Source organism: Paracoccus sp. MKU1, from assembly GCF_001447385.1.
Lineage (GTDB): Bacteria > Pseudomonadota > Alphaproteobacteria > Rhodobacterales > Rhodobacteraceae > Paracoccus.
On sequence record NZ_LLWQ01000103.1, the window covers coordinates 1 to 26,395 of the forward strand.

34 protein-coding genes and 1 pseudogene are annotated in these 26,395 nt (G+C 62.9%); 7 read left to right on the forward strand and 28 right to left on the reverse strand.

Annotation, left to right across the window (positions count from 1 at the left end):
• Positions 1 to 192: pseudogene (locus tag AQY21_RS06710) on the reverse strand (IS21 family transposase); the annotation flags it as partial.
• Positions 193 to 290: 98 nt separating this feature from the next.
• Positions 291 to 662: a LysR family transcriptional regulator gene (locus AQY21_RS06715; protein ID WP_058096981.1), complete on the reverse strand. Its 372-nt coding sequence runs from the start codon at positions 660 to 662 to the stop codon at positions 291 to 293.
• 250 nt (positions 663 to 912) lie between these two features.
• On the opposite strand from AQY21_RS06715, the gene AQY21_RS06720 reads away from it, so the two are divergent.
• Positions 913 to 1,545 carry a TetR/AcrR family transcriptional regulator gene (locus AQY21_RS06720; protein ID WP_058096982.1) on the forward strand — a complete coding sequence of 211 codons (633 nt, stop codon included), beginning with the start codon at positions 913 to 915 and terminating at the stop codon, positions 1,543 to 1,545.
• Here the strand turns inward: AQY21_RS06720 and AQY21_RS06725 are convergent.
• Positions 1,540 to 1,737, reverse strand: coding sequence for a DUF2274 domain-containing protein (locus AQY21_RS06725; protein ID WP_058096983.1), 198 nt, complete (start codon positions 1,735 to 1,737; stop codon positions 1,540 to 1,542). The two genes, AQY21_RS06720 and AQY21_RS06725, sit on opposite strands and share 6 nt — an antisense overlap.
• 116 nt (positions 1,738 to 1,853) lie before the next feature.
• Between AQY21_RS06725 and AQY21_RS06730 the strand changes: the two genes are divergently transcribed.
• Complete coding sequence (locus tag AQY21_RS06730; RefSeq protein ID WP_058096984.1) at positions 1,854 to 2,273, forward strand: cytochrome c; 420 nt, start codon at positions 1,854 to 1,856, stop codon at positions 2,271 to 2,273.
• A gap of 111 nt (positions 2,274 to 2,384) precedes the next feature.
• Positions 2,385 to 3,299: a LysR family transcriptional regulator gene (locus tag AQY21_RS06735; RefSeq protein ID WP_058096985.1), complete on the forward strand. Its 915-nt coding sequence runs from the start codon at positions 2,385 to 2,387 to the stop codon at positions 3,297 to 3,299.
• On the opposite strand, the gene AQY21_RS06740 is transcribed toward AQY21_RS06735, so the two are convergent.
• The 15 genes from AQY21_RS06740 to AQY21_RS06800 all read right to left on the reverse strand — a co-directional run bounded on the left by AQY21_RS06740 (position 3,292) and on the right by AQY21_RS06800 (position 16,450).
• Positions 3,292 to 3,531, reverse strand: a complete 240-nt coding sequence (locus AQY21_RS06740) for a DUF2274 domain-containing protein (RefSeq protein WP_058096986.1) — start codon at positions 3,529 to 3,531, stop codon at positions 3,292 to 3,294. The two genes, AQY21_RS06735 and AQY21_RS06740, sit on opposite strands and share 8 nt — an antisense overlap.
• 2 nt (positions 3,532 to 3,533) lie before the next feature.
• Positions 3,534 to 4,661: a TrbI/VirB10 family protein gene (locus AQY21_RS06745; RefSeq protein WP_058096987.1), complete on the reverse strand. Its 1,128-nt coding sequence runs from the start codon at positions 4,659 to 4,661 to the stop codon at positions 3,534 to 3,536.
• Positions 4,658 to 5,686: a P-type conjugative transfer protein TrbG gene (gene trbG / locus AQY21_RS06750; RefSeq protein WP_058096988.1), complete on the reverse strand. Its 1,029-nt coding sequence runs from the start codon at positions 5,684 to 5,686 to the stop codon at positions 4,658 to 4,660. Before trbG ends, AQY21_RS06745 begins: the two co-directional genes overlap by 4 nt.
• Complete coding sequence (trbF, locus tag AQY21_RS06755) at positions 5,683 to 6,372, reverse strand: conjugal transfer protein TrbF (RefSeq protein ID WP_058096989.1); 690 nt, start codon at positions 6,370 to 6,372, stop codon at positions 5,683 to 5,685. The genes trbG and trbF overlap by 4 nt, the downstream gene beginning before the upstream one ends.
• Complete coding sequence (trbL, locus tag AQY21_RS06760; RefSeq protein WP_058096990.1) at positions 6,369 to 7,727, reverse strand: P-type conjugative transfer protein TrbL; 1,359 nt, start codon at positions 7,725 to 7,727, stop codon at positions 6,369 to 6,371. Before trbL ends, trbF begins: the two co-directional genes overlap by 4 nt.
• A gap of 2 nt (positions 7,728 to 7,729) precedes the next feature.
• Entirely contained in the window at positions 7,730 to 8,017 is a 288-nt protein-coding gene (gene trbK-alt, locus AQY21_RS06765; protein WP_058096991.1) for a putative entry exclusion protein TrbK-alt, read from the reverse strand.
• Between the two features lie 17 nt (positions 8,018 to 8,034).
• Positions 8,035 to 8,817, reverse strand: a complete 783-nt coding sequence (gene trbJ, locus AQY21_RS06770) for a P-type conjugative transfer protein TrbJ (protein ID WP_058096992.1) — start codon at positions 8,815 to 8,817, stop codon at positions 8,035 to 8,037.
• Positions 8,814 to 11,324 carry a conjugal transfer protein TrbE gene (gene trbE / locus AQY21_RS06775; RefSeq protein ID WP_058096993.1) on the reverse strand — a complete coding sequence of 837 codons (2,511 nt, stop codon included), beginning with the start codon at positions 11,322 to 11,324 and terminating at the stop codon, positions 8,814 to 8,816. Before trbE ends, trbJ begins: the two co-directional genes overlap by 4 nt.
• A gap of 10 nt (positions 11,325 to 11,334) precedes the next feature.
• A complete protein-coding gene (locus AQY21_RS06780) occupies positions 11,335 to 11,616 on the reverse strand; it encodes a VirB3 family type IV secretion system protein (protein WP_035746452.1) in 282 nt (93 codons plus the stop codon).
• Positions 11,616 to 11,945 carry a TrbC/VirB2 family protein gene (locus AQY21_RS06785; protein ID WP_035746450.1) on the reverse strand — a complete coding sequence of 110 codons (330 nt, stop codon included), beginning with the start codon at positions 11,943 to 11,945 and terminating at the stop codon, positions 11,616 to 11,618. The genes AQY21_RS06780 and AQY21_RS06785 overlap by 1 nt, the downstream gene beginning before the upstream one ends.
• Entirely contained in the window at positions 11,942 to 12,940 is a 999-nt protein-coding gene (trbB, locus tag AQY21_RS06790; RefSeq protein ID WP_035746447.1) for a P-type conjugative transfer ATPase TrbB, read from the reverse strand. The genes AQY21_RS06785 and trbB overlap by 4 nt, the downstream gene beginning before the upstream one ends.
• A 404-nt stretch (positions 12,941 to 13,344) precedes the next feature.
• Positions 13,345 to 15,261: an ATP-dependent helicase gene (locus AQY21_RS06795; RefSeq protein WP_035746445.1), complete on the reverse strand. Its 1,917-nt coding sequence runs from the start codon at positions 15,259 to 15,261 to the stop codon at positions 13,345 to 13,347.
• Positions 15,258 to 15,530: a hypothetical protein gene (locus AQY21_RS28515; RefSeq protein WP_035746443.1), complete on the reverse strand. Its 273-nt coding sequence runs from the start codon at positions 15,528 to 15,530 to the stop codon at positions 15,258 to 15,260. The genes AQY21_RS06795 and AQY21_RS28515 overlap by 4 nt, the downstream gene beginning before the upstream one ends.
• Before the next feature lie 390 nt (positions 15,531 to 15,920).
• Entirely contained in the window at positions 15,921 to 16,109 is a 189-nt protein-coding gene (locus AQY21_RS27640; RefSeq protein WP_035746442.1) for a multicopper oxidase domain-containing protein, read from the reverse strand.
• On the reverse strand, positions 16,106 to 16,450 hold the full coding sequence (locus AQY21_RS06800) for a helix-turn-helix transcriptional regulator (protein WP_035746440.1): 345 nt from the start codon (positions 16,448 to 16,450) through the stop codon (positions 16,106 to 16,108). Before AQY21_RS06800 ends, AQY21_RS27640 begins: the two co-directional genes overlap by 4 nt.
• 56 nt (positions 16,451 to 16,506) lie before the next feature.
• Here AQY21_RS06800 and AQY21_RS06805 point away from each other — a divergent pair, with 56 nt between their 5' ends.
• Genes AQY21_RS06805 through AQY21_RS06815 form a run of 3 tightly spaced genes read left to right on the forward strand, consistent with a single transcriptional unit; the run spans position 16,507 to position 19,109 of the window.
• Complete coding sequence (locus tag AQY21_RS06805) at positions 16,507 to 17,361, forward strand: cation transporter (protein WP_036708216.1); 855 nt, start codon at positions 16,507 to 16,509, stop codon at positions 17,359 to 17,361.
• Positions 17,358 to 17,858, forward strand: coding sequence for a signal peptidase II (gene lspA / locus AQY21_RS06810; RefSeq protein WP_009807499.1), 501 nt, complete (start codon positions 17,358 to 17,360; stop codon positions 17,856 to 17,858). Before AQY21_RS06805 ends, lspA begins: the two co-directional genes overlap by 4 nt.
• A 3-nt stretch (positions 17,859 to 17,861) precedes the next feature.
• On the forward strand, positions 17,862 to 19,109 hold the full coding sequence (locus AQY21_RS06815) for a cytochrome P450 (protein WP_047998166.1): 1,248 nt from the start codon (positions 17,862 to 17,864) through the stop codon (positions 19,107 to 19,109).
• On the opposite strand, the gene AQY21_RS06820 is transcribed toward AQY21_RS06815, so the two are convergent.
• The 9 genes from AQY21_RS06820 to AQY21_RS06850 all read right to left on the reverse strand — a co-directional run bounded on the left by AQY21_RS06820 (position 19,093) and on the right by AQY21_RS06850 (position 24,727).
• Positions 19,093 to 19,752, reverse strand: coding sequence for a cation diffusion facilitator family transporter (locus tag AQY21_RS06820; protein ID WP_082379096.1), 660 nt, complete (start codon positions 19,750 to 19,752; stop codon positions 19,093 to 19,095). The two genes, AQY21_RS06815 and AQY21_RS06820, sit on opposite strands and share 17 nt — an antisense overlap.
• A 260-nt stretch (positions 19,753 to 20,012) precedes the next feature.
• Positions 20,013 to 20,339 (reverse strand): YnfA family protein, encoded by a 327-nt coding sequence (locus AQY21_RS06825; RefSeq protein WP_040546036.1) that lies wholly within the window; start codon positions 20,337 to 20,339, stop codon positions 20,013 to 20,015.
• 56 nt (positions 20,340 to 20,395) lie between these two features.
• Positions 20,396 to 21,748, reverse strand: a complete 1,353-nt coding sequence (locus AQY21_RS06830) for an NAD(P)/FAD-dependent oxidoreductase (RefSeq protein WP_007803574.1) — start codon at positions 21,746 to 21,748, stop codon at positions 20,396 to 20,398.
• Between the two features lie 22 nt (positions 21,749 to 21,770).
• A complete protein-coding gene (merA, locus tag AQY21_RS06835) occupies positions 21,771 to 23,201 on the reverse strand; it encodes a mercury(II) reductase (RefSeq protein ID WP_040545982.1) in 1,431 nt (476 codons plus the stop codon).
• Position 23,202: 1 nt separating this feature from the next.
• Positions 23,203 to 23,340, reverse strand: coding sequence for a hypothetical protein (locus AQY21_RS28970; RefSeq protein ID WP_007803572.1), 138 nt, complete (start codon positions 23,338 to 23,340; stop codon positions 23,203 to 23,205).
• Positions 23,337 to 23,723, reverse strand: coding sequence for a mercury resistance system transport protein MerF (gene merF, locus AQY21_RS06840; protein ID WP_007803570.1), 387 nt, complete (start codon positions 23,721 to 23,723; stop codon positions 23,337 to 23,339). Before merF ends, AQY21_RS28970 begins: the two co-directional genes overlap by 4 nt.
• A complete protein-coding gene (locus AQY21_RS28520) occupies positions 23,720 to 23,971 on the reverse strand; it encodes a hypothetical protein (protein WP_072629817.1) in 252 nt (83 codons plus the stop codon). The genes merF and AQY21_RS28520 overlap by 4 nt, the downstream gene beginning before the upstream one ends.
• Positions 23,972 to 24,001: 30 nt before the next feature.
• The gene (locus AQY21_RS06845) at positions 24,002 to 24,304 is read right to left on the reverse strand and encodes a hypothetical protein (protein ID WP_040545980.1); all 303 of its coding nucleotides are present in this window, start codon (positions 24,302 to 24,304) and stop codon (positions 24,002 to 24,004) included.
• A 15-nt stretch (positions 24,305 to 24,319) separates the two neighbouring features.
• A complete protein-coding gene (locus AQY21_RS06850) occupies positions 24,320 to 24,727 on the reverse strand; it encodes a mercuric transporter MerT family protein (protein WP_007803565.1) in 408 nt (135 codons plus the stop codon).
• A 76-nt stretch (positions 24,728 to 24,803) separates the two neighbouring features.
• Between AQY21_RS06850 and AQY21_RS06855 the strand changes: the two genes are divergently transcribed.
• Positions 24,804 to 25,217 (forward strand): helix-turn-helix domain-containing protein, encoded by a 414-nt coding sequence (locus AQY21_RS06855; RefSeq protein WP_153218054.1) that lies wholly within the window; start codon positions 24,804 to 24,806, stop codon positions 25,215 to 25,217.
• A gap of 109 nt (positions 25,218 to 25,326) precedes the next feature.
• Here AQY21_RS06855 and AQY21_RS28975 read toward each other — a convergent pair whose 3' ends face one another.
• Positions 25,327 to 26,295: an IS110 family transposase gene (locus AQY21_RS28975; RefSeq protein WP_058096994.1), complete on the reverse strand. Its 969-nt coding sequence runs from the start codon at positions 26,293 to 26,295 to the stop codon at positions 25,327 to 25,329.
• Positions 26,296 to 26,395: the final 100 nt, after the last annotated feature.

The following is a 26,395-nucleotide window of genomic DNA, read 5'->3' on the forward strand; positions in this document are numbered from 1 at the left end:
CGTATGCCGCTGCTTGCGCGGCATGGTCCGGTCCGCCTCCAGCCAACCCTCGATGATCGGGATGAACGGATCGAGCTTCGGGCGCCTGACCTCGGCCGTCCGCCGGTAGCCCGGAGGAACCGAGAACGTCATCATCTTTGCGACCGTGTCGCGCGATATGTTGAATGTCGTCGCCGCCTGACGCTGGCTCATACCAGCAGCACAGGCCTGACGAACCTTGAGATAGAGTTCCACGCTGTAGATCCTCCCATCCTCCCTGCAGCCGCAGAAAGGGAAAAGGTGGACGACTTTTACGCCGCCCGCAGCAGCACCATGCCGCCGCTAACGTGGACTAATTTCGCACCGCCATTCTCAATCTGCCGAAGGGCATGCCGGGCGCTGCGCAGAAACTCCTGCCCGGCGACTGTCAGCCGCACCCCGCCCGAATGTCGTATGAAAAGAGAAGCACCCAATTCATCCTCAAGGTCGCGGATCTGGCGGCTGACCGATGATTCATTGATGACGAGCGCGATTGCTGCCTTGCGGAAACTCCCGTGGTCCGCCGCTGCAAGGAAATGCCGCAGCTGGCGCAACCGGATTGTGCTCTTACCGGCGCTGCCCTCGACAATATGCGCGAGGACGGAGCTACCAGATGGGGCGTCCCTGTTCCGGCGCGCAGGCATGACGCATCATCCCGAACCGCAGTTGGCTTCTGGCCGGCGTTCGGTCGCGGCCTGCCGGCGAAGGCGACGGCGCGTGCCACGGGAGAGGCGCGCGCCATGATGCCCAGATTCGTACGCGACCATGTCCCCTCCTCTCCGCTTCAAACTTAATACCATTCAGTTCTTGGGATGGTGCTGCTTGACATCGGCTCCGTCAACGAAAAAAATAAATCGCATTCAGTTTTCACGGACAGTTGCAGCAGGGGTCCCGATGGCTCGGCCCAGGAAGGAGCAGGAACTTGATATTCCTCGCCGCGCGGTCGAGGAAACGATCCGCCTGCTGGCACAGCAGGGCGACTTCGGTGTTCCACTGACGGCGGTGGCACAAGCCGTGGGATGCACGGCGCCGGCTCTTTACGGCCATTTCCGCAACAAGAATGCTTTGCTGCGCGCGGCGCGCGATGAAGGCTTTGGACGGCTCTACAATGAGAAGTTCRCGGTTTTCGAACAGATGCGAGGCGATCCGTTCGGCTATTTGCGCGATGGCAGCTATGCCTATGCGCGCTTCGCCCTGGAGAACCCCACTCTGTACCGGCTGATGTTCTCACCGCCCCCGAARCTTGGGGTGAGCGATGATCCGTGGTCAAGCGAAGCSGGTCGTCAGGTCCTGAGTCTGCTGCTGACMGGCCTKCGCTCATCTCAGGAGCATGGTTACTTGCCGGGYGCTGACCTGCAACGCTACGGCTTCATGTTCTGGTCAACGATCCATGGWGCGGTCAGTCTGAACATTCAGAACCGCCTGCTGGACCACGCGGCGAAGTGGGACTCGACGCAGAGCGTGATAGACGCGCTCATGGAGATGATCGCGGCAACCGGCCCGGCCAAACACCCGATCACGTCATGAGCGGGTCTTTCGCGCCTTTGCAAAGCCACGATCCGTGGCGATGAACCGCTCCAACATCGGCACGATAAGCCTGACGGGATCGGCGGCGGACTGGCCGCTCTCGCGGGCCAGTACCTCGGCATAGGCGATCAGATCGCGGCTGCCTGATTGCGCTGGCGCAAGCCGAGTAACGACACTCACCGCATCGTTCATTGGCCGTCGAACTGACTGCATCGCGAACCTGGGTGCCGGGTTTCCCCAGCGCCAAGGCGATCGAGGCCTCCTCCTAAAATCTCTTCATCCCCGTGAGCAAATCAGAGGAAGACATCATGCGAACTTTCATACTCGTGGCGATTACCGTGATCGCGACAGGCAGTGCCTGGTGGCTCTGGAGCCAGCCCGATGCTGCAAGCCCGGCGGAAGAGGGCCAGGCTCTTGCTGCTGTAACTCTGCCGGCCACACTGTCACCCGAGGCCGAAGCCGGTCAGCAGATATTTGCCGCCAACTGCGCTTCCTGCCACGGCACGAACGCTGAAGGGCGTGCGGGAACCGCACCTCCGCTCATCCACAAAATCTATGAGCCGGGTCATCACAGCGACATGGCTTTCGTCTTGGCAGCACGCAACGGGGTGCGCGCCCATCACTGGCGCTTCGGAAACATGCCCCCGGTGCCGGGACTCACGGATGCGGACCTAGCCGGCATCATCCGTTTCGTGCGGGAGGTTCAGGTTGCGAATGGCATTCAATAAGCCGCTGACCTATGGCGACCTAGCCGTGACCGAGGTCATATCCGGCTGCGGTCTTGCCGCATTCTCGGCTACCGTCCAGACGCTCGCCATCGACAAACAATGATGTAGCAAATGGCGAGGCACTCCAAATCAATCGAACTTCGTCATCTCCGCTATTTCGTGGCTGCAGCCGAGCATGGCAGTTTTCGCAAGGCTGGAGTTGTACTTGGACGGTCGCAATCGGCAATCAGCCGCTGCATTGTTGATCTCGAAGACAGGTTGGGCGCGTCACTCTTTCACCGACACGCATGGGGCGTGTCTCAGACTTTTGCAGGTCAACGTTTTCTTCATCGTGCGCGACGAGCGATCAGGACGATCAGTGAAGGCGCAAATGAGGTAGCCGCTGCTGGAAGTTCCGAGCAAGGACCGGTGCGGATCGGCATCTATTCCTCCATCGCTTCCGGCTTCCTCGCCGAACTGCTCTACACCTATGGCCTCCGGCATGGAAACGTCAGGATCGAGTTGGTCGACGGCAATCCCGAGGAGCATGTCGCCGCCATCCGGCAGTTCCGCCTCGACGTCGCCTTTTTGACCGGCGAACGGGATTGGCCCGGCTGCGACCGCGCGCAATTGTGGTCTGAGCGGGTCTTCGTGGTGCTGCCAGATCGCCATCCCCTCGCCGCCCGCGCCGAACTGACGTGGCCGGATTTGACCGAGGAGCCATTCATCGTCAGCGAGGCTGCGCCAGGCCAGGAGATTCACGATCATCTGGTGCGGGAACTGGCATCGCTCGGCCGGCGCCCGGAGATCCAGGTGCAGTCGGTCGGCCGCGACAACCTCTTGCCGCTGGTGGCAATCGGCCGGGGACTAACGCTGGTGAGCGAGGCCATGACCGTCGCCATGCTGCCCGGCATCACTTACCGGCCTATCAAAGGGGAGATACTTCCCTTCTCGGCCGTTTGGTCCCCCCGAAACGACAATCCCCCCTTACGCAGAATACTTGCCATGGCCAGAGTGGCATCCGCGAAATCCACGAAAATCAGGTAGTCGGCATCTTAGAGTGGGGCGAGCGACGAGCCTTTGCGAAGCCGCGATCCGTGGCGATAAACCGTTCCAGCATCGGCACGATGAGCCTGACGGGATCGGCGGCGGGCTGGGCCATCTCGCGGGCCAGCACTTCAGCGTAGGCGGTCAGATCGCGGTGAAGCGACGCGGGCAGTTCCACCGTTACCTTGACAGGCTTGTCGTCGGGCAGTGGACCGAGTTTTAGCTTGGTCATGGTCAACCTCCTGTCGGCTCGAACACAAGGTCGCGGGTGACGATGATCCTGACCGGGAAGCCCGGCCGGATGGTCAGCGTCGGGGCGACCTGCAACTGGCGCTGGACGATCTGCTGGCCCGCCTGATTGACGGTATCCTGTGCGCCGTCGCGGATCGCACGGATAAGCCGGTCCTCGTCACTAGTCGCCAGCTCCGTGCCGACCGCGAGCAGCGTGGAGAGGCCAGCCGCTTTCATCAGATCCCACCAATGATAATCGACGCCATCCTCAAGCCCGGCATAGCCCGATGCGTCCGCGCCCGGCAGGCGCTCCAGAACGATGGAACGGCCGCCGGGCAGGATCAGGCGATTCCACGCCAGCAACACGCGGCGCTGGCCGAAGGTCACGCCATCATCGTATTGACCGATGATGCGCGTTCCCTGTGGGATCAGGAGCAGCGAGCCGGTTGGGCTGTCATAGACGTTCTCGGTCACTTGCGCCGTGATCTGGCCGGGCAGATCGGAACGGATGCCGGTGATGAGCGCGGCCGGGATCACGGCCCCGGCCTGAAGGATGTAGGGCGATGCCGGCGGCGCGACACGATCCGGTGCGACAGTCTGCCGGTCCACGGGTCCATTGAGAAAAGCTGTGTGCCGGCTCTGCCCGTCCGGCCGTCCGCCAAGGCCAAGACCGGCAAGGCTAGGCATGGCCGTTCCTGCCGGCGCTCCCGTGCGCGGGCCGGACTGGAAGAACACACCGCTCAGCCGCGCAGCTTCTTCCTCGGCAAGCCGTCGTTGCTCCTCAGGATCGACAGAAGGTGTGGTGATCGCCGGAGGCATGACCGGCTGGCCCCGGTTCTGCGCCTCGAGGATCGGGCGGCCGAGGTCGCCCGGAAGCGCCGGTCCAAGAACCGGGCCGGTGTAATCGCGCGGCAAGCCGGCAAGCCCGTCTGCCGTGGGGCGGTTCTCGGTCGAATAGAGTTCGCCACCGCCCGGTCCCGCGTCACGGGTTTGGAGGGCGTAGATCAGCGCCCCGCCGATGCCGAGAAGGGCGACGGCTCCGGCGCCTGCCAGCACCTTGCGGGACAGACGGGTGACGCGGGGCGGCTCGGCGCGCAACCGCATGGGAGCCGTAGTGTCGGTGCCACTCATGAGGGTGATCCTCCCGTGGTCGCACCGGCTGGTTGGGCTGCGGCCTGCGTTTGCTCTACGCGGACAATCCTGACCACCTGCTGGCGGTTGCCGCTGCCAAGGCGCAGCTCGGCGGCGCCGAACAGGCGGTCCACGATCAGGACGTTCTGGTGGATGCGGCTGTTGACGATCTGCGGCTCGCCGTCCGACCCAAGAACGAACAGAGGCGGCATCTCGCCCTGGACGATGCCGCGCGGGAACACGACATAGACGCGCCTGCTGTCGTCGAAGACGGAGACTGGGCGCCATGGCGGGCTGTTGCCCTGCACCTGCAAGCCGTAGCGATAGTTGCGCGCGGCCTCGGCCGGGATGACGGGGGCCGACGGTGCGGCCACGCGGCTGCCTGGCGGCGGTGCGGGATAGGCCCAGGCGACGGCGGGCATGTAGAGCGCTTCCCGCGCGCGCAACTCGATCATGTAGATCCGGCGGTCGGTGGTTATGACGAGGTTGGTCGAGATGTCCGGCCGGGTCGGCTTCACCAGCACATGCACCCGGCGGGTCGGGCCGGAGCCGCTTTCGGTGTCGCCGATAACCCACCTTGCAGTATCGCCGGCGGCAATCGGTCCCGCGCCTGTCAGGCTCTCGCCCGGCTCCAGCGCGATGGTGGTGATCTGCCCGACGGCGGCATAGACCTGATAGAGCGCGCCTTCCGACCACGGATAGATCTGGATGGCATTATAGTAGCCTTCCCGGCGCGGCTCGACGCGGGCGGCGGCGTTGGCGTTCTCGACACGGGCCGTCGCCGTGCCGGCAGCCTCGCCGCCCCGCGCCACAATCCAGGCGGGCGGGACATGCAGCGGTCGGGGCGTTGTGTCGGTCGCAGCCGCCTGCACGGTCGGCAAGGGCGGCACATCGGCATCGTAGCTGAACTGCGGCGTCCGATTGGTCGCGCAGCCGGCCAGCATGGTCGCGGAAAGCAACAGAGCCGCGAAGGCGGATTTACGGAAAGCCGGAAAGCCGGTTTTGCTCAAAGTTGTGGCGGTCATTGGCTCATCTCCCGCGACCAGTTGATCGCGTTGACATAGATTCCGAGGGGATTGGCGCGCAGCCGCTCGGCATCGCGCGGGGTCTGGATCACGACCGTCAAGATCGCGGTCCATCTCTCGGTGGTGGAGAGCTGGCCGTTTTCGTAGTGGCGTTCGGTCCAGGCTACGCGGAAACTGTCCGGGGACGCCCGGATGATGCTCGAGACCTCGACGGCAACCTGCTGGCGACTGACGCGCGTGAAGGGATCATTGGAGCGGGCATAATCGTTCAATGCAGCCGCGCCCCGGTCGGTGGTGAACTCGTAGGCCCTGAGCCAATTTTGGCGGACGACGATGGCGTCGGCCGGGAGCGCGCGCACCTGTTCGATGAAGCGGCCGAGGTGGAACGCGATCTGCGGATCGGTCGGTCGATAATCGGCCGCTGCCGGGGCGACGGCTTGTGCCTGGCCGAGATTGTCCACCTGCACCACCCAGGGCACGACAGTCCCGCGCGCCGACTGCCAGACAAGCGCCCCGGCGAACCCGATAGAGAGGATCAGCGAGCCGAACGCCATATAGCGCCAGTTCCTTGCCTGCACGCGGGCCGAGCCGATGCGCTCGTCCCAGACCTGTGCGGCGCGCTGATAGGGCGTTTCGGGTTCCGGCACCTTGCCGTAGTGGGTCGTCGGTCGTTTGAAGATGTTCATGTGCGGTCACTTTCGGAAAGGCTGACGGAGGAACCGCCACCGTGGCTGTCGCCGGATCTGACGGCATGAGCGGCAGCGGTGACGCCGTGGCTCATCGCCCGGCTGCGGCGCATCTGCTGCGCCCAGGCCGGCGGACCATCAGCGGCTGAGGGGGGTGACGGCTCGGGCGACGAGGTGCCCCCGACCGTGCCCATGGAGGAGCTGCCGCCGGATGCCGCGAACCCGGCCCTCGCGCCATCGGAATAGCTGGATTTCATGCTGTCGGCGGCACGGGAGGCTGCGCGCTTCAAAGGCGAGATGGCAGCCGAGCCTGCGGCGCGGGCCACACCGCCAAGGCCGGAGGCGACCCCGGCCGCGCTGGACTCGCCCATGGAGCCGAGGGAATAGGCCGACGAGGCCGCACCGGCGACCGAAGCACCACCGCGCGCAAGCGCAGCACCGCCCGAGAGTGCGGCGCCGCCACCCCGCGCAGCGAGCATGGTCGCACCACCGGCAGCGATCGCGGCGCCGCCGACCGCGAGGCCGGTCCCGACGGCAGCGCCGGCGCTGAGTTGGGGACCACCGGAGACAAGGCCGGTGGCGATGCCGGGGCCAAAGATGCCGAGACCAAGCAACGACAAGGCCGCCAGCACAATCGCCATCGCGTCGTCGATGGTCGGCGTCGCGCCACCGAACCCGGCCGTAAACTGGCCGAAGAGCGTCGAGCCGATGCCGATGATGACGGCCAATACCAGCACCTTGATGCCGGATGAGACGACATTGCCCAGCACGCGCTCGGCCATGAAGGCGGTCTTGCCGAACAACCCGAAGGGGATCAGCACGAAACCCGCAAGCGTCGTCAACTTGAACTCGATCAGGGTGACAAAGAGCTGGATCGCCAGGATGAAGAAGGCGAGGATCACCAGCGCCCAGGCGAAGAACAGGCATAGGATCTGCACCAGGTTCTCGAAGACCGCGATCCAGCCCATGAGATCGGAGATGGATTCGAGCAGTGGCCGACCGGCATCGAGGCCAATCTGCGCAACGCGGCCTGGGCGCAGGAGATCGGCAGCGGAAAAGCCGGTGCCCGAGGCCATGAGGCCAAGGCCGGCGAAACTCTCGAAGACGATGCGGGAGAGGTTGTTCCAATTGGAAATCAGATAAGCGAAGACCCCGACGAAGATGGTTTTCTTCACTAGGCGGGCGAGAACGTCATCATCTGCGCCCCAGGCCCAGAACAGGGCAGCGAGCGTGACGTCGATGACGATGAGTGTGGTGGCGATAAAGGCCACTTCACCGCCGAGCAGGCCAAAGCCCGAGTCGATATAGCTGGTGAAGATGCCGAGAAAGTTGTCGATGACCCCCGTTCCGCCCATGACTATCGCCCCCCATCCGGGCCGGGCGTCGACTGCGCGGGCGCCCGGCCGAGGAAGCGGTCGCGGGTCTCGGCCCAGACGCCCAGGCATTCGACATCATTGGCTGCCGCTTCCCCCATCTCCTGACAGCGGCGCTGCCTTTCGCGCAGGGGATCGACCTGCCGCGCAAGTGAAGGAGCGGAAGGTGCTGGCGCGGGGACTTCTTCGCGGGTCATCTCGATGATCGCCGCGGTGATCGCGACAGCGACGAACACGATGGCCGCGATCCGGGCCAGCACCTTCCCTTCCATGATCTGCCCTCCCCGGCTCAGTTGAACATCTGCGCGTTGCCGGGCTGGTAGCCCGAACCCGGGGTGAGGAACCGCTCGCGCTGGATACGGCCCTGCTCAGCGGCGGTCGCTCGCTCCGCTTCTGTCAACGCATCGGCGCGACCGTTCGCTGAGATGACCGCGATCAGGTCGGAAAGCTGCTGCGACTGGAGCGCGAGAAGCTGGTTGCCGGCTTGGGTGGCCTGAAGCGCGCCCGTCGCGCCCTGGCTTTCGCCGACGAGCGCGGACATCTCAGCCCGGTTAGTGTCGATGTTACCGACGACACCGGCCTGCACCCGCATGGCGTCCTGAAGACCCCCAACGGTATTCTCCCAGCGGGACCGGGCATCGGCGATGAGCTGCTGGTCGGTGGTTGCGAGAGAGAGATTGCCGTAATCCTGCTGGAACATCTGGTCGATGTTCTGCACGTCGAAGGCGATATTCTGGGCCTGTCCGAGAAGCTGCTGGGTGCGCTGGACGTTCTGCTGAAGCGCCTGAAGCGAACTGTAGGGCAGGCTCGCAAGGTTGCGGGCCTGGTTGATCAGCATCTGCGCCTCGTTCTGGAGCGAGGTGATCTGGTTGTTGATCTGCTCCAGCGTGCGGGCGGCGGTCAGCAGGTTCTCGGCATGGTTGGTCGGGTCGTAGACGATCCTGCCGAACCCGCCAAAGAAGGCGTGGGCCGGCGTCGTGAACACCGGGGCCAGCGCCAGCGGTGCGGCAAGCGCCAGGGCAAGCGCCGAAGTGCTGACCATTCGGGTGAACCGGGGAATTGCGCGCGTCATGGTGTAATCTCCTCTTCATCCAGGATGAGTTCGATTTCGCCGACGTCAGCGACTGTCGGCGGCGGGATTTCGTTTTCGGTTACGAGATTGGTGAGGTCAGGGATGAGATCGGCGGCCCATTCGACGCCGCGTGCGTGAAGCCAGGCGGAGAGGAACCCGTCGCGGCCATGTTCGGCAAGGATCTCGTTTATCAGCGTCTGATCGGATTTGGCCGATGCGGCGCAGAGCGCCAATCCGACTTCCGACAAGCCAAGGTCGAACAAGCGGTTGCCGCGCCGCGACTGGCAGTAGTAGTCCCGCTTGGGCGTGGCCCGCGCGAGGATTTCGATCTGCCTGTCGTTGAGGCCGAAGCGGCGATAGATCGCCGTGATCTGCGGCTCGATGGCGCGCTCGTTCGGCAAGAGGAGCCGCGTCGGGCAGCTTTCGATGATCGCCGGCGCGATGGCGGAATTATCAATGTCGGACAGCGACTGCGTGGCGAAGATGACACTGGCGTTCTTCTTGCGCAGGGTCTTGAGCCACTCCCTGAGCTGGTCTGCAAACCCTTCGTCATCGAGCGCCAGCCAGCCCTCGTCGATAATCAGCAGCGTGGGCCGCCCGTCCAACCTGTCACCGATGCGATGGAACAGGTAGGACAGAACCGCCGGCGCTGCGCCGGTGCCGACCAGACCCTCGATCTCGAACGCCTGCACGTCGGCAGAGCCAAGATGCTCGGTCTCGGCATCGAGAAGGCGTCCATAGGGACCACCGACACAATAAGAGCGCAGCGCCTGTTTCAGGTCATTGGATTGCAGCAGCACGGCGAGGCCGGTGATGGTGCGCTCTCCGACCGGAGCGGACGCCAGCGAGGTCAGCGCCGTCCAGAGATGCTCCTTCACCTCGGGCGTGATCTGGATATTCTCGCGCATCAGGATTGCCACGATCCAATCGGCAGCCCAGGCCCGTTCGGCAGTCTCGTGGATGCGGGCCAGCGGTTGCAGCGAAACAGACGTTTCGGAAGCGTCGGTCAGTTCGCCGCCGAGATCATGCCAATCACCCTGCATAGCGAGTGCGGAGGCACGGATGGAGCCGCCGAAATCGAAGGCGAAGACCTGTGAGCGCGCGTAGCGGCGGAACTGTAAGGCCATCAGCGCCAGCAGCACCGACTTGCCGGCGCCGGTCGGTCCGACGACGAGTGTATGGCCCACGTCGCCGACATGAAGGGACAGCCGGAACGGGGTCGATCCTTCGGTCCTGCCGTAAAGCAGCGGGGGTGCGCCAAAGTGATCGTCCCGTTCCGGCCCCGCCCACACGGCGGACGAAGGGACCATGTGGGCAAGGTTGAGCGTCGAGACCGGGGGCTGGCGGACATTGGCATAGGCATGTCCAGGCAGGCTGCCGAGCCAGGCGTCGACGGCATTGACCGTCTCGACCATGACGCTGAAATCGCGGGACTGGATGATCTTCTCGACCAGCCGCAGCTTTTCGTCGGCGCGGCGGGCGTCCTCGCCCCAGACGGTGACGGTCGCCGTGACATAGGCCATGCCGGCCATGTCGGCGCCGAGTTCCTGCAACGCCATATCCGCGTCGGCGGCCTTGTTCGCGGCATCGGTGTCCACGAGCGCGGATTGCTCGTTGGTCATCACCTCCTTGATGATCGCCGCGATGCTCTTGCGCTTGGCGAACCATTGCCGGCGGATTTTGGTCAGCAGCCGGGTCGCGTCGGTCTTGTCCATGAGGATGGCGCGGGTGGACCATCGGTAGGGAAAGGCCAGCCGGTTCATCTCGTCGAGGAGGCCGGGGGTGGTCGTGCCGGGAAAGCCGGTGATCGTCAGCACCCGGAGATGCGACAAGCCCAGGCGCGGCTCCAGCCCGCCGGTCAGCGGCTGATCGGCCAGCAGAGCGTCGAGATACATCGGCACTTCCGGCACGCGGACGCGATGCCGATTGGTCGAGATGGTGGAATGGAGGTAGGTCAGCGTGCCGGCGTCATCGAGCCAGCTACATTCCGGCATGAAGCCGTCGAGCAGCGCCAGCACGCGGTCGGTGCGGTCGATGAAGCCGCGCACCAGCTCCCACGGGTTCACGCCCGAGGTCTCGCGGCCCTCGTAAAGCCAGGACTCCGATCGTGCGGCATCTTCGGCGGGCGGGAGCCAGAGGAAGGTCAGGAAGTAACCGGAGACGAAATGGCTGCCCTCTTCCTCGAAATCGGCCTTGCGCTCGGCATCGACCAATGCCGAGGCGGGATCGGGGAAGCGGTCCGCAGGATAGGTTGCGGCCTCCGAACGCTGTGCTTCCACGAAAATGGCCCAGCCAGAGCCGAGACGGCGGAAGGCGTTGTTCAGCCGTCCCGCGACCGCAACCAGTTCGGCCGCGACGGCGGAATCCAGATCGGGGCCACGAAACTTCGCCGTCCGCTGAAACGAGCCATCCTTGTTGAGGACAACTCCCTCCCCGACCAGCGCCACCCAGGGCAGATAATCGGCCAGGCGGGAAGCGGTGCGGCGGTATTCTGCGAGATTCATCATGGATCAAACCTCACACCGAGAGATGGCCGGGGATGCGCAGATGGCGGCGCGCGACCTCGACGAAGAGCGGATCGCGCTTGGCGGCCCAGACGGCGGCGATGTGACCGACCGCCCAGATCAGGATGCCGGCGAGCCAGAGCTGGAGGCCGAGGCCGACTGCCCCGGCCAGCGTGCCGTTCAGGATCGCGACGGATCGCGGCGCCCCACCGAGCAGGATCGGCTCGGTCAGGGCGCGGTGGACCGGGACAGCGAAGCCCGGCACCGCGTCGAGCGCCTCGAAACTCACGGCCATCAGACCAGCGCTCCGCCGCCGAAGCTGAAGAACGAGAGGAAGAAGGAGCTGGCGGCGAAGGCGATGGAGATGCCGAAGACGATCTGGATCAGTCGCCTGAAGCCGCCGCCGGTGTCGCCGAAAGCCAACGTCAGGCCTGTGACGATGATGATAATCACCGCCACGATTTTCGCCACCGGCCCTTCGACGGATTCGAGGATGGATTGCAACGGCGCTTCCCAGGGCATCGAAGAGCCGGAGGCAAAGGCCGGGGATGTCATCAGGCTCACCCAGGCGAAGGCGGCGGCGGTTGCGATATGGTGACGGATGCGGAAGGCGCGACGGATCATGCAGGTTCTCCAGTGTTGCGAGTGGTGCCGGGTTCTGAAAAGGCGGGGAAAATCCGGTAGTCGCCGTCGGGACCGAGACCATCGACGCGGGCGAGTTCGACAAGCCGCCGTGCGGAACCGCGACCGGCAAGGACGGCCACGAGGTCGATGGTTTCGGCGATCATGGCGCGCGGGACGGTGACGACGGCTTCCTGGATCAATTGTTCGAGGCGGCGAAGCGCGCCGATGCCGGAACCGGCATGGATGGTGCCGATCCCTCCGGGGTGCCCGGTGCCCCAGGCTTTGAGGAGATCGAGCGCCTCGGCGCCACGCACCTCACCGATCGGAATACGGTCGGGACGCAGCCGCAGCGAGGAACGGACCAGATCGGACAGAGTGGCAACGCCATCCTTGGTCCGCATGGCGACAAGGTTGGGTGCCGCGCATTGCAGCTCGCGGGTGTCCTCGATGATGACGACGCGATCCTGCGTCTTGGCCACCTCGGCCAGCAGCGCATTGGTCAGCGTGGTCTTGCCGGTGGACGTGCCACCGGCGACGAGGATGTTCGCACGCGACTGGACGGCGGCGCGGAGCGTTTCCGCTTGACCGGCGGACATGATGCCGGCCGCCACGTAGTCGTCGAGTGTGAAGACCGTGACGGCGGGCTTGCGGATGGCGAAGGCGGGTGCGGCGACGACCGGCGGCAGCAGGCCCTCGAAGCGCTCGCCGGTCTCCGGCAGTTCGGCCGAGACGCGGGGGCTGCGGGCATGCACTTCCACACCGACATGGTGGGCGACCAGCCGCACAATGCGCTCACCATCGGCAGCCGACAGTATCTCGCCCGTATCGGCCAGTCCCTCGGACAGCCGGTCCACCCAGATCCGGCCATCGGGGTTCAGCATGACCTCGACGACCGACGGGTCTTGCAGCAGGGCTGAGATGGCAGGCCCGAGCGCCGTTCGGAGCATGCGCGCGCCGCGGTCCACCGTTGCCTGATTGTGGTTGATGCCTGCCATCTCGTCCCCGTTCCACCGGGGAGGCGAGAGTTCCCCGGATGGGGATGACTAAAAGAGACCCCAAAGCGGCCGTTTCAACAAGTTTCGACCGTCGTAGTAGTGTGGCGTGCAAATACAGGAGAATGGCGGTGATGCTACTCAGGGCCAAGGCGGCGCGGCGCGGGGGAGTCGCTCAACACAAGCCGGCTGATTCGATGAACATTGCGACCTTGCGGACCAAGTTGCCGTTCGCTGCTGAGGCGCGGTAATCGGCTGCACTGCAGCAAGCTCGACCAGCAGGGGCGAAAAGGCGGGCTTTCGCTGCTTCTGCGCCGGAGGCGTGGTGCAATGACGGGGGCGGACATTCGTGGGTTCGTCATCAGTGTCCAGCAGGCCAACCACTTGGTGCTGGACTGATCAGAGCTTCATTGCGCTGGTTGATCGGGCAACACGAAACCCATCTCGCGTAGAAAACGTGACGGTTGCTTGTTCCATCCCCGATAGTTGTCTGCATAGGAGAGGCAGAGCCACTCTCGCGCACGCGTGATAGCCACGAAGCAGTTGCGCCGCTCCTCTTCCATTTCAGCGCTGTTCTCGCCCGCCTTCAGGCTTTGAAAGCTCGGCAAGATGTCCTCCGCCAGTCCGACCACATAAACATGATCGAACTCCTTCCCCTTGGCGCCGTGGATCGTCATAAGGGTCACGGTATTGCTGCCGACTGGGGCTTCCTTTGAGCGGATGGCCAGTTCCTGGAGAAACTGTTCAAGTGGCGCATCGCGGCCGATGGTTTTGCCGATACTTCTCACAAGATCGGACCAAGCCGCCCGGTCTTCTGCAATGTCACTGGCTTCATCGTCCTGCGCCGGGATCATGGCGAGGACTGCGTCAACAAACTGCCTGAACCGCGCGGGCTCCTTTGCGAAGGTTGCAGCTACATCGACGAGAGCGTTGCCATTGACATCATCACCCAGTCCGGCTTTGACCGCTACCGCCCATTCATCGAGCAGGGAGCGTTCCGTCAATTCGGTGGCGGTGATGATGAGATCGACACGGGCGTCAGTGCCAAACCAACGATTGAAAGCGCCGGTCAGGGTTTCCAGCGCACGCCGATCAAGCGGGCGCAGCGCTTGGCGAAGTACGGCAGTGAGCCACAGGAACTGAGGTGATCGGAAATCATCGCGGCGCTGAGAAATGACCGCACTGACCTGCTTCTGCGTCAGCGCGGATTGAAGCTTTTCTAGCATGTAGCGCGTACGGGCCAGTACCGCGACTTCACCCCATCGAGCGCGGTCGATTTTGGCGATGCCTTCCGCAATCGACGCGGCTTCCACCTCGTCGGTGGAATAGCGTAGGACGCGGATGTGCTGTTCATCGCGATATTTCAGCGAGGTCTTGCCCGCCTCCAGCGGCTGCTTGGCGGCCGTGCGTTGCAGATTATGGACCACAAGATGGTTCGCGGCGGCAACAATTGCGGGCGGACAACGGTAGTTTGTGGGAAGCTGCAGTTCCTGCGGGGAAAAGTCGGCTCGGAACCGCTGGATCTGTTGGTAGCTCGCGCCGTTCCACTGGTAGATGATCTGGTCATCGTCGGCGACGGCGAAGACATTCCTGAAATCCTTGCCGGCGAGCGCGCGGATTAGTCGGTACTGCCCATCGGTAGTGTCCTGAAACTCGTCGAACATCCAGTAGGCATAGGTCTTGCGATAGCGTCCGGCGATGCCGGGGAAGTCTGTGACAAGGCGATAGGCCTGGGCGATGAGCGAACCAAAATCTAGGGCATTGGCTTGGGTGAGCGCCGCCTCGTATGCGGTGTATACCTGCTCCACCCGTGCGCCATCGGACGGATCACGAAAGTATCGGGCCGAGCCTGTCGGTTGGATAAGCTGCGACTTAAGCTTGTCAATGGTAGACAGAAGCCGAACGTCGTTTTGGCTCAGGCCCGCCTGTTTGATCGCGTCGCGCAAAATTTCCTGGCGATCGACGTCGAGCGAGTAGATTGCAAAATCAGGGTTGATGCCAATGTGGGAGCCGTGCTGCTGCAGCATCTGCATGCAGAAGGAGTGAAAGGTCCCGATCAGAGCGCGCCGTTCCTGTTCAGGTACCAATGCAGTGACGCGCGCGGACATTTCGTCAGCCGCCTTGTTGGTGAAGGTCAGAGCCAGCACGCGGAACGAACGATCGGGCGTATCGGCAAGCAGCTTGGCCACCCGCGTCGTCAGGACGCGGGTCTTGCCGGAGCCGGGGCCGGCGAGAACGAACATCGGGCCATCGCGCCAAGCGACAGCGATACTTTGTGCTTCGGTCAGTTCTGACAATGCCACGTTGAGGGCGGTATCGGTCATGTTAGGCCTCTCAATGCCAAGATTGCATTGCGGAATGATGCAGGCATGCGCTGCGCCAGCGCCGGGTTCTCGGCGCACTGTTTTGCGAGGACGGCTGCGTAGCCGCTCTTGTCGTTCTCGAGTGCCGCAATCAATGTCGCATCGTCAAAATCCGCTGCTCCTACGTTTCCAAAAGAGACAAGAATTGCTTTCAGTTCGTTTTGCAGTCCATCTGCTATGAGCTGCTGTTCGAGATAACCGGCCGGCAACGAGAAGGTGCGGCGAGCCATTTCCTCGGCGGAAAACTTTCGTGCGGTGATCCTGGCGATGTAGCCGAGCCCGGCGGCATCTCCATCGACGACGGCAAGCCAAGGATAACCGAGCGCTCTTGCAAGTACCGCAAATATCTACCGTGTGCCTTCGGTCAACAACCTTGCGGATTATACCGAGCTGCCGTTCATGCTTGGCGCGGCGAAGGTCGGTAGCGAGCCCTTTTTGACGAATGCTGCCGAGCGACTGGACGGCCGCTTCGGCGGACCCGCAGCTTAGCGAGGTGTTCTCCGTTCGGGTCTAGACATACTCCGTAATGCGTTTCAACAAGGCGACACCGGCACCTGATAGAACGCCGCAAGAAGACGTAAGCTCTTGACGACGCCCGGTGTCGAGCGGGTGGGGTCCTGTTATGTGACCGTAAACTGCCCCATCATGCCCGCATCCTCGTGTTCGAGGATGTGGCAGTGATACATGAATGGTGTCTCTTCCGAAGCCAGCTTGTCGAACCTCAGCAGGATTCCGGTCGGACCCTGCACACGGACAACATCTTTCCAACCGATCTGCGCCGAGTCGACCGGCCGTCCGTTCTGACTCACGCCTCACGATAATTGTCACACGCCTCAACACCCTTTGCGACCACGTCGAGAAGTGCGTCCACATCGTTCAGAAGGACCGTGATGCGCGGGTTGCTGATACGGTAACGGATGAAGCGCCCTTCGCGGTCGCTGGCGACAAGCCCGCAGTCCAGCAGGCACCTCAGATGGTTGGAGACGTTGGGTTGCGATAGTTCGGTCCGCTCGACGATCTCGTGAACGGCCAATGGCTCGTTGCAAAGTGCACCGAGGATGGCCAGGCGGCTCGGGTCCGCGAAGCCGCGGAACAGCTTCGCCCGTCGCTCGATGGTTGCGCTCTTGCGGTCATCGACCAATTGCGCCATATCACTCCTCGCTGATATGTTGTTCTTCGATTCATCCTAGCAGGAATAGCGCGACCATGGCCAACACCGAAAATGCCGGATCGACGGCAGATGTCCCGCCCGTCCGTTACCGGGTTTCCGGTATGGATTGCGCCAAGGATGCCGCGCAGATCGAGCGGGCGGCACAGGCAGCCGGGGTCGCGCCCGGCGATGTGAAAGTGTCGGCCGCGACGCACATCATGACACTGACTGCACCCGAAGTGCGCCTGCCGGACATCGAAAAGGCAGTCGCGGTGACAGGCTATGGCTTCGACCGGATCGAGGGCGATGAAGACATTCCGCCGAATCCCGCCCATCAGGACCCGGCCTACCGCCGTGCCCTCTGGATCGTCGTGATCCTGAACGTGGGATACGGGGTCCTCGAAATGATCGGCGGTTTCATTTCCGGATCGCAGGCGGTGAAGGCCGATGCGCTCGATTTCATCGGCGACGGCGCGATCACCTTCCTTGGCCTGCTGGCCATCGGCTGGAGCCTCGCCTGGCGGGCACGGTCGGCCTTGATCCAAGGCATCTTCCTCGGCCTGCTCGGCCTTGGCGTCCTCGGCACGACCATCGTGCGAGTCTTCGAACGGACGACGCCGGATGCAGGTCTAATGGGCCTGCTTGGCATGATCGCCCTTGTCGTCAACGTCATCTCCGTTCTGCCGCTGCTGCGGTTCCGCAAGGGCGACGCGAACATGCGGGCCGTCTGGCTATTCTCGCGCAACGACGCCATCGGCAATGCGGCGGTTGTCGTTGCCGCCGGTCTCGTGGCGTGGCTGGGCAGCGCCTGGCCGGACCTCATCGTCGCCTTCGGCATCGCCGGACTGTTCCTGCACTCGTCTTGGGCAATCATCCGCGATGCGCGGGCCGATCTGAAGGCAGCGGCATGAACAGCCGCGTTCTGGGCGGGCTCTGCGCGATCGCGGCGTTCGGCCTCGATCAGGGTACCAAGGCGCTTGCGCTGAACACACCGGCGCTTGAGCGCGGCGTCGAGGTTCTACCCTTTCTCAATCTCGTGCGGGTTCTGAACGATGGAGTCAGCTTCGGTATGCTGGGCGGGATCGTGCCTTGGTGGGGTCTCATCGCGCTTGCTGGCGTGATCGTGGCATGGCTGCTGATCTGGTTGTGGCGCGCGCCGGACAGGCTGACGGCTGCCGCTCTCGGTCTGATCATCGGCGGCGCGCTCGGCAATGTCCTCGACCGGCTGCGTTATCAGGCCGTCCCGGATTTTCTGGATTTCCATTACGGAACATACCACTGGCCGTCCTTCAATCTTGCGGATGTGGCGATTTTCTGCGGTGCGGCCCTGCTGTTCTGGGACAGCTTCCGCTCGGCGCAGAACAAGCCCGAACGTAACCACCGAGAAGAAAACGTTACGGGGAAATAATCGATGTCCAGCATTCCATCCGCAAAGGGCATCGACAGCACGCTTGCCCTGCTGCGCAACCCATATGAGTTCATTCCGGACACATGCCGCGATCTTGAGGGCGACCTGTTCGAGACCCGCATCCTCTTTCAAAAGACGATCTGCATGACTGGTGCCGCAGCTGCGGAGGTCTTCTATTCCGAGGATGGGCTCGTGCGCGCAGGCTCGATGCCGAAGCGTATCCAGAGAACCCTGCTCGGCGAAAAGGGCATCCAGGGGCTCGATGGCGAGGCCCACCGTCATCGGAAGCGGATGTTTATGTCACTCATGGCGTCGGAGCGGATCGAAGCTCTCGAAAACACGACGCGGGACCTGTTGGACCGCTACGCACGGGACTGGCAAGCGGCGGAGAAGGTCGTTCTCTACGACGAAGTGCGCGAAATCCTCACCAGAGCTGCCTGCGCCTGGTCGGGCGTGCCGCTTCCCGAAGCGGAGGTCGAGACGCGGACGGCGCAGATGACGGCGCTCTTCCAAGACGCCGGGGCGGTCGGCTGGAAGCACTGGGGTGCGCGTCTGGCGCGGCATCGCGCAGAGCGTTGGACAGCCGGGATTATTGAACGGCTGCGCGACGGAAGCCTTCAGACAGGACAGGAAAGCGCCGCCCATGTCGTCGCGACGTGGCGCGATCTGAATGGGGAGCTGCTGACCTCCAAGGTTGCCGCCGTGGAGCTTCTGAACGTAGTACGCCCGATCGTCGCCGTCTCTGCGTTCATCGCCCAGGCGGCGCATGCCCTGCATCGGCATCCCGAGTGGCGGCAAAAGCTGAAGGACGACGAGGGACAGCTCGAACCTTTCGTGCAAGAGGTCCGCCGTCTGTATCCGTTCTTTCCCGCGGTCGCGGCACGGGTGAAGAGTGATTTCGAGTGGCGCGGATATCGCTTTTCCAAAGGGTACAGGGTTCTGCTCGACCTCTACGGCACAAATACCGACGCTCGCTCGTGGGACGCGCCGCAAGAGTTCCGGCCCGAGCGGTTTCACGATCGGGAGGTCACCCCCTACGACTTCATTCCGCAGGGCGGTGGTGATCACCACAGGAACCACCGTTGTCCGGGCGAGTGGATCGCGATCAGCCAGATGAAGGCGTTTTGCAGTTTCTTCGTGAACGCCATCGACTACGAAGTGCCAGATCAGGATCTGGATCTGGAAACCGAAGAACTGCCGCCCATGCCTAAATCCCGGTTCATCATGCGCAACGTCAGGCGTCGGCAGTAGCGTCGGCCTCCTCCGGCTCGACCGACCGCGCATCCTTGGTGGCCTCAAACGCTTCCCACGCAACGTAGGGCACGATCAGAAGCGCCGCGACCGGGTCGGCCCACCACCAGCCCATCCATTGCGTCAGACCGATCCCGGCCAACACCACGATTGTCTGATACTGGCAGATCATGGTGTCCTTGGCATCGTACTTCAGGGCGGGCGCATCGAGCCGTTTGCCATAGCGATACTTGCCCCAGGCGAGGAACGGGTTGACCACGAGCGAAGCACCCAGAATCGCGATACCCCACCAGTTGAAGCCCGGCGCCTTCTGCGAAATGAAGGCGGAGACCGCCTCGTAGAGGATCGCCGCGACGACGATCCAGAAGGCACAGGCAACCACGTAGAGCGCGACCTTCTTGCGGTGCAGGACCGTGCGCTTGCCGGCACCGTCCTTCTCCCCCTTCAAGCGCCAGATCAGCGTCGCGGCTGAGGTGGCTTCGACCGTGCTGTCGAGACCCCAGCTTACCAGTGCCGCGCTGCCGGTCAGAAGTCCCACGGTGACGGATACGACGACCTCGATGATGTTGTAGACGAGGCTGGCGATCTCGACGCGGATGCCGCGCGTCAGATTGGCCTGCCGGTTATCTTTCTGACTACTCATAAGGGGTCGTTTGCGGGAGAGTGTGGAATCCTACGCTAAGCTGACTGCGGCCGTTCGCGCGGGGTGCGGCGAATGACCGGTTTGAGCCCACTTTGACCGATGCTGCGTAAAGGATGTATCGCTGCTTTCGAGGGCGGTAGAAAACCTGCTTGATCGCAGCCGCGATGCGGAGGGAAAGCAGCGCCGAGTTGTCGGAACGCGTGAACCAAAAGGCGATCTAATCGAACGATTCAGCGCTTCACCCCGTCTGCGGCTGCCTCTCAAATACTGCGCGGTGCCCAGAGAATAATACCCGCACCGACAAGGCAAATGACCGCTCCAACTACATCCCATTGATCCGGGCGATGCCCTTCTACGCCCCATAGCCACAGCAGGGACGATACGATGTAAACGCCACCGTAGACTGCATAGGCGCGGCCCGCCTGATCGGCGGGGCTGAGCGCCAGTAGCCAGGCGAAAGCGGCAAGGGACAGCATGCCCGGTGCCAACCAAAACACGCTCTTGTCCAGCCGGAACCAGGCCCAGAAAGCAAAGCATCCGGCAATTTCGGCCAGCGCAGCGGCGAAGTAGATAAGAACCGTCTTCATCGGGCCAGACATACGTTCCGAGGAGGATCGGGTCTATTGCGAAAAATCTTTCAAATTCAGAGAAGCGAGCCCAAATCCGATCCAACACTTGGATAGGCCGCCGTCATCGACTTAAGTTGCTTGGCCGCCAGGCCCAGCTTGATTGCCAGCCCGAAGAAATTGATCAGTTCGCCGTATTCCGGGCCGAACAGGTGCGCGCCGAGGATCTTGCCGTTCGACTTGTCCACGAGGACCTTCGCGGCAGCAGAGGTCTCGCCGATCCGGTAGTTCGAATACCAATCGCCAGTGTCGGTGAACCGAACATCGACATCATACCCGGCGTCCCTTGCCTCACTTTCCAACATACCGACACGCGCCACTTCCGGGACTGTGAAGACGGCTGTAGGAATACCGGCATAATCCGGTGCGGTCTGAGTGTCTTTGAGCATGTTGGAGGCCGCGACCTTCCCTTCGATCACTGCGACTGGCGTCAGCGGCATGCCATCGGTGTCGGCGCAATCTCCGGCGGCAAAGACCGCGCTGTTCGTCGTGCTTTGCAGATGCGGGGCTACAACGATGCCCTTGTCGCTGTAATCAACACCAGCCGCCTCAAGATTCAGATCGGCCAGGGCTGCCACACGGCCCGCGCCATGCACGACCAGATCGGTTTCGATTGTTCGGGTTTCATCGCCCGACTTCACCTCGACAGTGAATGCTCTACTGGCTTCCGAGACCGACACGATTTCGGTTTCGCGCATCAGGTCCACGCCGATACCGCCGCTGCGGTCGATCAGCATTTCGACCAGATCGGGATCGAAGCCGCGTAAGGGCCGGGCGCCACGATCCACGATGATCGGGTTGGCTCCGGCCCGTGCGGCGATATGCGCAAACTCGAAGGACACGAAGCCGCCACCGATAAAAAGAACCCGATTGGGAAGGGCCTCCAGGTTGAGGAAATCCGTGCTGTCGATCACGAGATCGGCCCCTGTGAAGCTCAGCGGCCTGGGCATGGCACCGGCGGCCACGAGGAACCGTTCCGACTGATATGCCGTTCCATCGACCTCCAGCGTGTTGCTTCCCGTGAACCGCGCGGCTCCATGCAGGGTTTCGACGCCGTTGCCCGACAGGCCCTTTTCCATCTTGTCCGGCACGGGATCGGTGAAGCCACGCTTGTGTGCCATCAGATCGGCCCAGTTGATCGACAGATCACCGGGATCGATCCCCTTGCCCTGCATGAGCCGTGCCGCGTCCATGATTTCCGCACCGCGCCGCAGGATTTTCTTTGGATCGCAGCCGCGCAATGCGCAGGTGCCGCCGTAGGGCAGCGCATCGACAATGGCGACACGCCATCCTGCCGCGCCACATTTGTTGGCCGCGGCCACGCCCGCCATGCCCGCCCCGATGACGATCAGGTCGTAGTCTTCATTCATTCTCCGGTCCTTGTCCTGATCTTCATCCGGCGCAGCAGCTCAACTTTGCCACGTCCATATCGAAGGTTTGCGCCGCCAGCTTCAGCCCTTCCACGGTCGTCAGATAGGGGAAGATCGTCTCCCCGAGCGCCTTTGTGGTCATGCCAAACTTCAGCGCCATAACGAGGGTCTGGATCGTATCGGACCCCTCGGGCGCGATGATCTGGCCGCCAAGCAGCCGGTCGGACTTTCTGTCCGCCACCAGCTTGATCAATCCGCGCGTGTCGCGTGCGGCCAGTGCGCGCGGCACCTGATCGAGCGGTACGATGGACGTCTTGACGTCGAGGCCCGCGTCCCGCGCCTGGGCTTCACCGAGACCGACGCCCGCGACCTGCGGGTCGGAAAACACCACCCAGGGCATCGCGGCGTTGTCGTAGCGATGGTCTTCGCCGAGAACCGCATTTTTGGCCGCGAGCTTTGCACCATAGGCCGCCATATAGACGAACTGGTCGCGGTCGGTCACATCGCCTGCGGCATAGATGCCGCGCACCGATGTCTGCATGTCCTCGCCGACGACGATGGACCCACGCGCGTCGGTTTCCACGCCGATTGCGTCCAGGCCCATATCTTTGGTATTGGCCCGCCTGCCAGCGGTCGAAACGAGGTGATCCGCCGTCACTTCGACAGGCTTTCCGTTCTGGATCACGCGCAGTGTCACGCCCGCGTCGTCGCGGCGCACAGTGTCGTAGCTTAACCCGGTCAGAAGAGTGATGCCTTCGGCCTCGAACGCCGCCGCCAATGCCTCCGAGACCTCTGGTTCCGCGCCGGGCAACAGATGCGAACGGGCGACAAGCGTGACCTTCACGCCCATGCGGCTCATCATCTGGGCCAGCTCCGCGCCGATGTAGCCCGCGCCGATGAAGATCAGGCTTTTCGGCAGTACTTCGAGTTCCAGAAGACTGGTGCTGTTGAGCGCGCCGATTTCCTCGATGCCGTCGATGGTCGGCAGAACGGGACGCCCGCCCGTGGCGATGATGGTCCTCGGTGCTTTCAGGGTTCGCTCACCGACTGTCACGCCACCTTCGATCAGCCGCGCGGGACCGGCGTCGATGTAATCGACATCCTCATATTCCGGCAGAAGGTCCGCGTATTTCTTCTGGCGCAGGGTCGTGACCAGATCGTCCTTGGACTGAACGAGCGTCTGCCAATCATCCACTTGTGCCCGTCCCGACAGGCCGGGGAACCGCTTGGCAGCCCCCGCACAGTGCACGGCCTCTGCCGCACGGATCATCGCCTTGGAGGGCACGCATCCCACGTTGACGCAAGTTCCGCCGATGGTGCCATGTCCTACGAGGGCGACACGCTTTCCGGCATCCGCGCCGGTAATTGCGGCGGAGAACCCCGCCGATCCGGCCCCAAGAACGATCAGGTCATAGCCGCCCTGTTCATCGTCGGTTTTGTTCAGGTCTTTCATCTCAGCGCGCCTCGCCATGTTCGGGGTCTTTTGGTCTGGCGGCGAGCAGATATATGACCGCGCCGATGGCGATCAGCGGTGTCAACATGCCGAGGAGGCCGAAGACCATGCCGGTGGCGGTGCAACATCCCATCATCATAAGAGCGATCCTTTCTTTTGCGCACGGTTCAGGAGAACCGCGTAGAGTGCTGTGGCGGCGAAAACGCCGATTGTGATCCGTATTGCGAACCTGAATTCGAGAAGAATGATCAGGATCGACAGGGCCACCGCGAGGCCGGTGGCCCAAAGTTTCGGGGCCGGTCCCGGTTTGCCAGCGCGCAGCCAAAGGGCCTGTGCCACCACGGCGAGGCTGAAAAACAGCAGCGGGAACAGGGCGTAATCGAGCCAGCCCGTGAGGGCCGACAATCCGACGCCAGCGACGATGACGACCAGAAGCGGTGTAAAGCAGCAGAGCGCGGCGAAGAGCGCACCGCCAAGCCCCCATTTCAGCAGACGGTCGGAATTTTCAGGTGTGTCAGTCAAGGAGCCGTCTTTCTCTGTGATGGGTCGGGGCCGGAGGCGCGTTTCATTTGCGAACGACGCAGTGCGCGGACGATCAGGTAGGTCAGACCCGCCAAAACCAGCACGGCAATGCCACTCATTCCAGAGAGCCAAGCCCCAACGCCGCCGAACAACGCTGCAAGCACGGCAGTTCCGCCGCCGCAGCAGACGACCACGACCGGAGCTGCTATTCCGAAGGCCAGCAGGCCACCCATCAGATTGTCACGCATTGCAGGAGATTGTCACGCATTGCAGGCGGCTCAGGAGGCTGTGTCGGGCAGCACCTGCGCCGGATAGCCATTGGCCGTCACCGCGCCGATGATGCTTTCGATGGAAGTTTCGGCGTCATCGTAGGTCACGCTGTAAACACCCTGCCCGTATTCGGGGCCGTCCTCGAATGCGGCGATCTCGACCGACGGAACACCGCGCATCGAGCTGGCAACAATGAACGAACAGGACGGGCATGTCAGTTCGCTGACGGCGATCTCGACCTGGCGCTCTTCAGCGAGGGCCGGGGTCGAGAGTGCGACGATGGCCAGGGCGGATAACAGGAGATGCTTCATGGTCATGGTCCTCGTTCAGAATTTCAGGATGAAGGGGGTGATGTAGGGAAAGATCATGGCGACAGCGACAATCGCGGAAGCGGCCCAGAGGGTTGCGCGCATGATGCGGCGGTCGATGGGGCGGGCGCAGGTGCCATCGGCACAGGCCTCGGCATCTACAGGCTTGTAAGCCTTGTAGAAGCCGTATCCCAAAAACGCGGCGCTCAGCGCGAAGGTGTACCATTTGTAGGCATAGAGCGCCCCGAGCTGCGCGATGAACACGCCTGTCACGCCAAAGCTGACCAGCACCAATGGAAGGATGCAGCAAGAAGTCATCGCCAGCGCACCGAGGACGCCGAGGCCGGTCACGCCCCATCCCTTGGTGGTTTCGTCGCCAATTTTCTGCGACTGAGATTGCGGAAGTTCCGCCAAATGTTGTTCCATCGAATCTTCCTTGAACAGATGTTTCCACCGTTCTAGGGTCTGTAGTTGATACAGGCTCAAGGGATTTTTCGGCACAATGAGTAACACAAGCGTGAGATCAATTCGGCGGGGCGATTTGGCCCGCGCAACGGGCTGCAACCTGGAAACCATTCGCTATTACGAGAAAATCGGGATCATGCCGGACCCGCCGCGCAGTACGAAGGGCTACCGAAGCTACGACGATGCCCACGTCAAGCGGCTGAAATTCGTCATGCGGTCCCGCGATCTAGGCTTTTCTCTCGAAGAGGTTCGCGGGCTGCTTGGGCTGGTCGATGACCGATCCCGGACATGCGCCGAGGTGCAGATCATCGCCGAAGATCATCTGACTGACGTTCAGGCCAAGATTGCCGATCTGCAGCGCATCGAGCGCGTCCTGTCGGACACTGTTGCGCGATGCACCGGCGATGCTGCCCCAGAATGCGCGGTGATCGATGCGTTACTCGATGCTTAGTCCACCCTGAAGAAGAGGGGGCAACGGACCTTCGTGAACGGCGCAGCGAAAGCCCGAAAAGTCCCGCACAGCGGTTGTTCGTGCGCAGGCGAGCGAAGGTCCGCAATCGCTATGCCGAATGAGTTCGACGCGCAGGCTCCCCAGTCTTGAGCACCGCGTTCAGGATGACGGCGAGCTTCCGCATGATTGCGGTGATGACCACTTTCGCGGGCTTGCCACGCTCTTTCAGGCGGTGCGCGAAAGCTTGCATCGCCGGGTCGAGGCGGAGGGCAGTCAATGCCGCCATATAGAGGCTCGACCTGACCTCACGCCTGCCTCCTGAAATGCGGCGGCGTCCTTTCAGCGTCCCTGAATCCTGAGCATGGGGCGCAAGACCGACAATCGAAGCAGCCTCTCCTTTGGTCAGCGACCCCAGCTCTGGAAGATAAGCCAGACAGGCCGCTGCCGTCTTTAGCCCCACGCCGATCACAGACGTCAGCAGGCCCGACTTCTGCCGAAACTCCGGCGTTGCGGCGACCAATGCGGCGATCTGAGTATCGAGCTCCTTGATCTCGTTGCTCATGGCGCGAACATGACGCTTCAGAGAGCGTTCCACATGCTTGATTTGCGGATGCTCCAACCTGTTTTGCTCGATGCGGATCATCTGTGCCAGATCATCGCGCCGCCGCCGCAAGCCACGCAGCTCGACCGTCTCTGGGGCGGGTGGCTGCCATAGCCGCAGATCGACCGACTTGGCGGCGAATAGCGCGAGCATTCGCGCATCCACCGCGTCTGTCTTGGCAGAGAGGCCCAAGAATTTCGCGAAATTCCGTGTCCGCGTGCCATGCGCCCGATGGGCTGAAAGCCCCACCTCGACTGCGCAATTCAGAACATGGCGCTCATATCCACCGGATGCCTCGCAGATCACGAAAGGGTTGCTGCCTTTCGTCTTTGCTTTGAGCAAGCGTCTGATCGCGGGCGCGGTGTTTGGGATGGTGACCTGCCGGTCGTCGGGCAGGCTGTGGACGGTTAGGCTCGCTTTAGAAACCTCAAACGCAATGATATTCGTGCGATGGCCTTCGTGGAAGTTGCTGCTCATATGCTTGTCGTGATCCTTGATTATGCACGGCCGCGAAGGCCCCTCTACCGTTCGGATGGCCTGACAGATGTGACGGGTGGCAAGATATTTTGCGACCGCT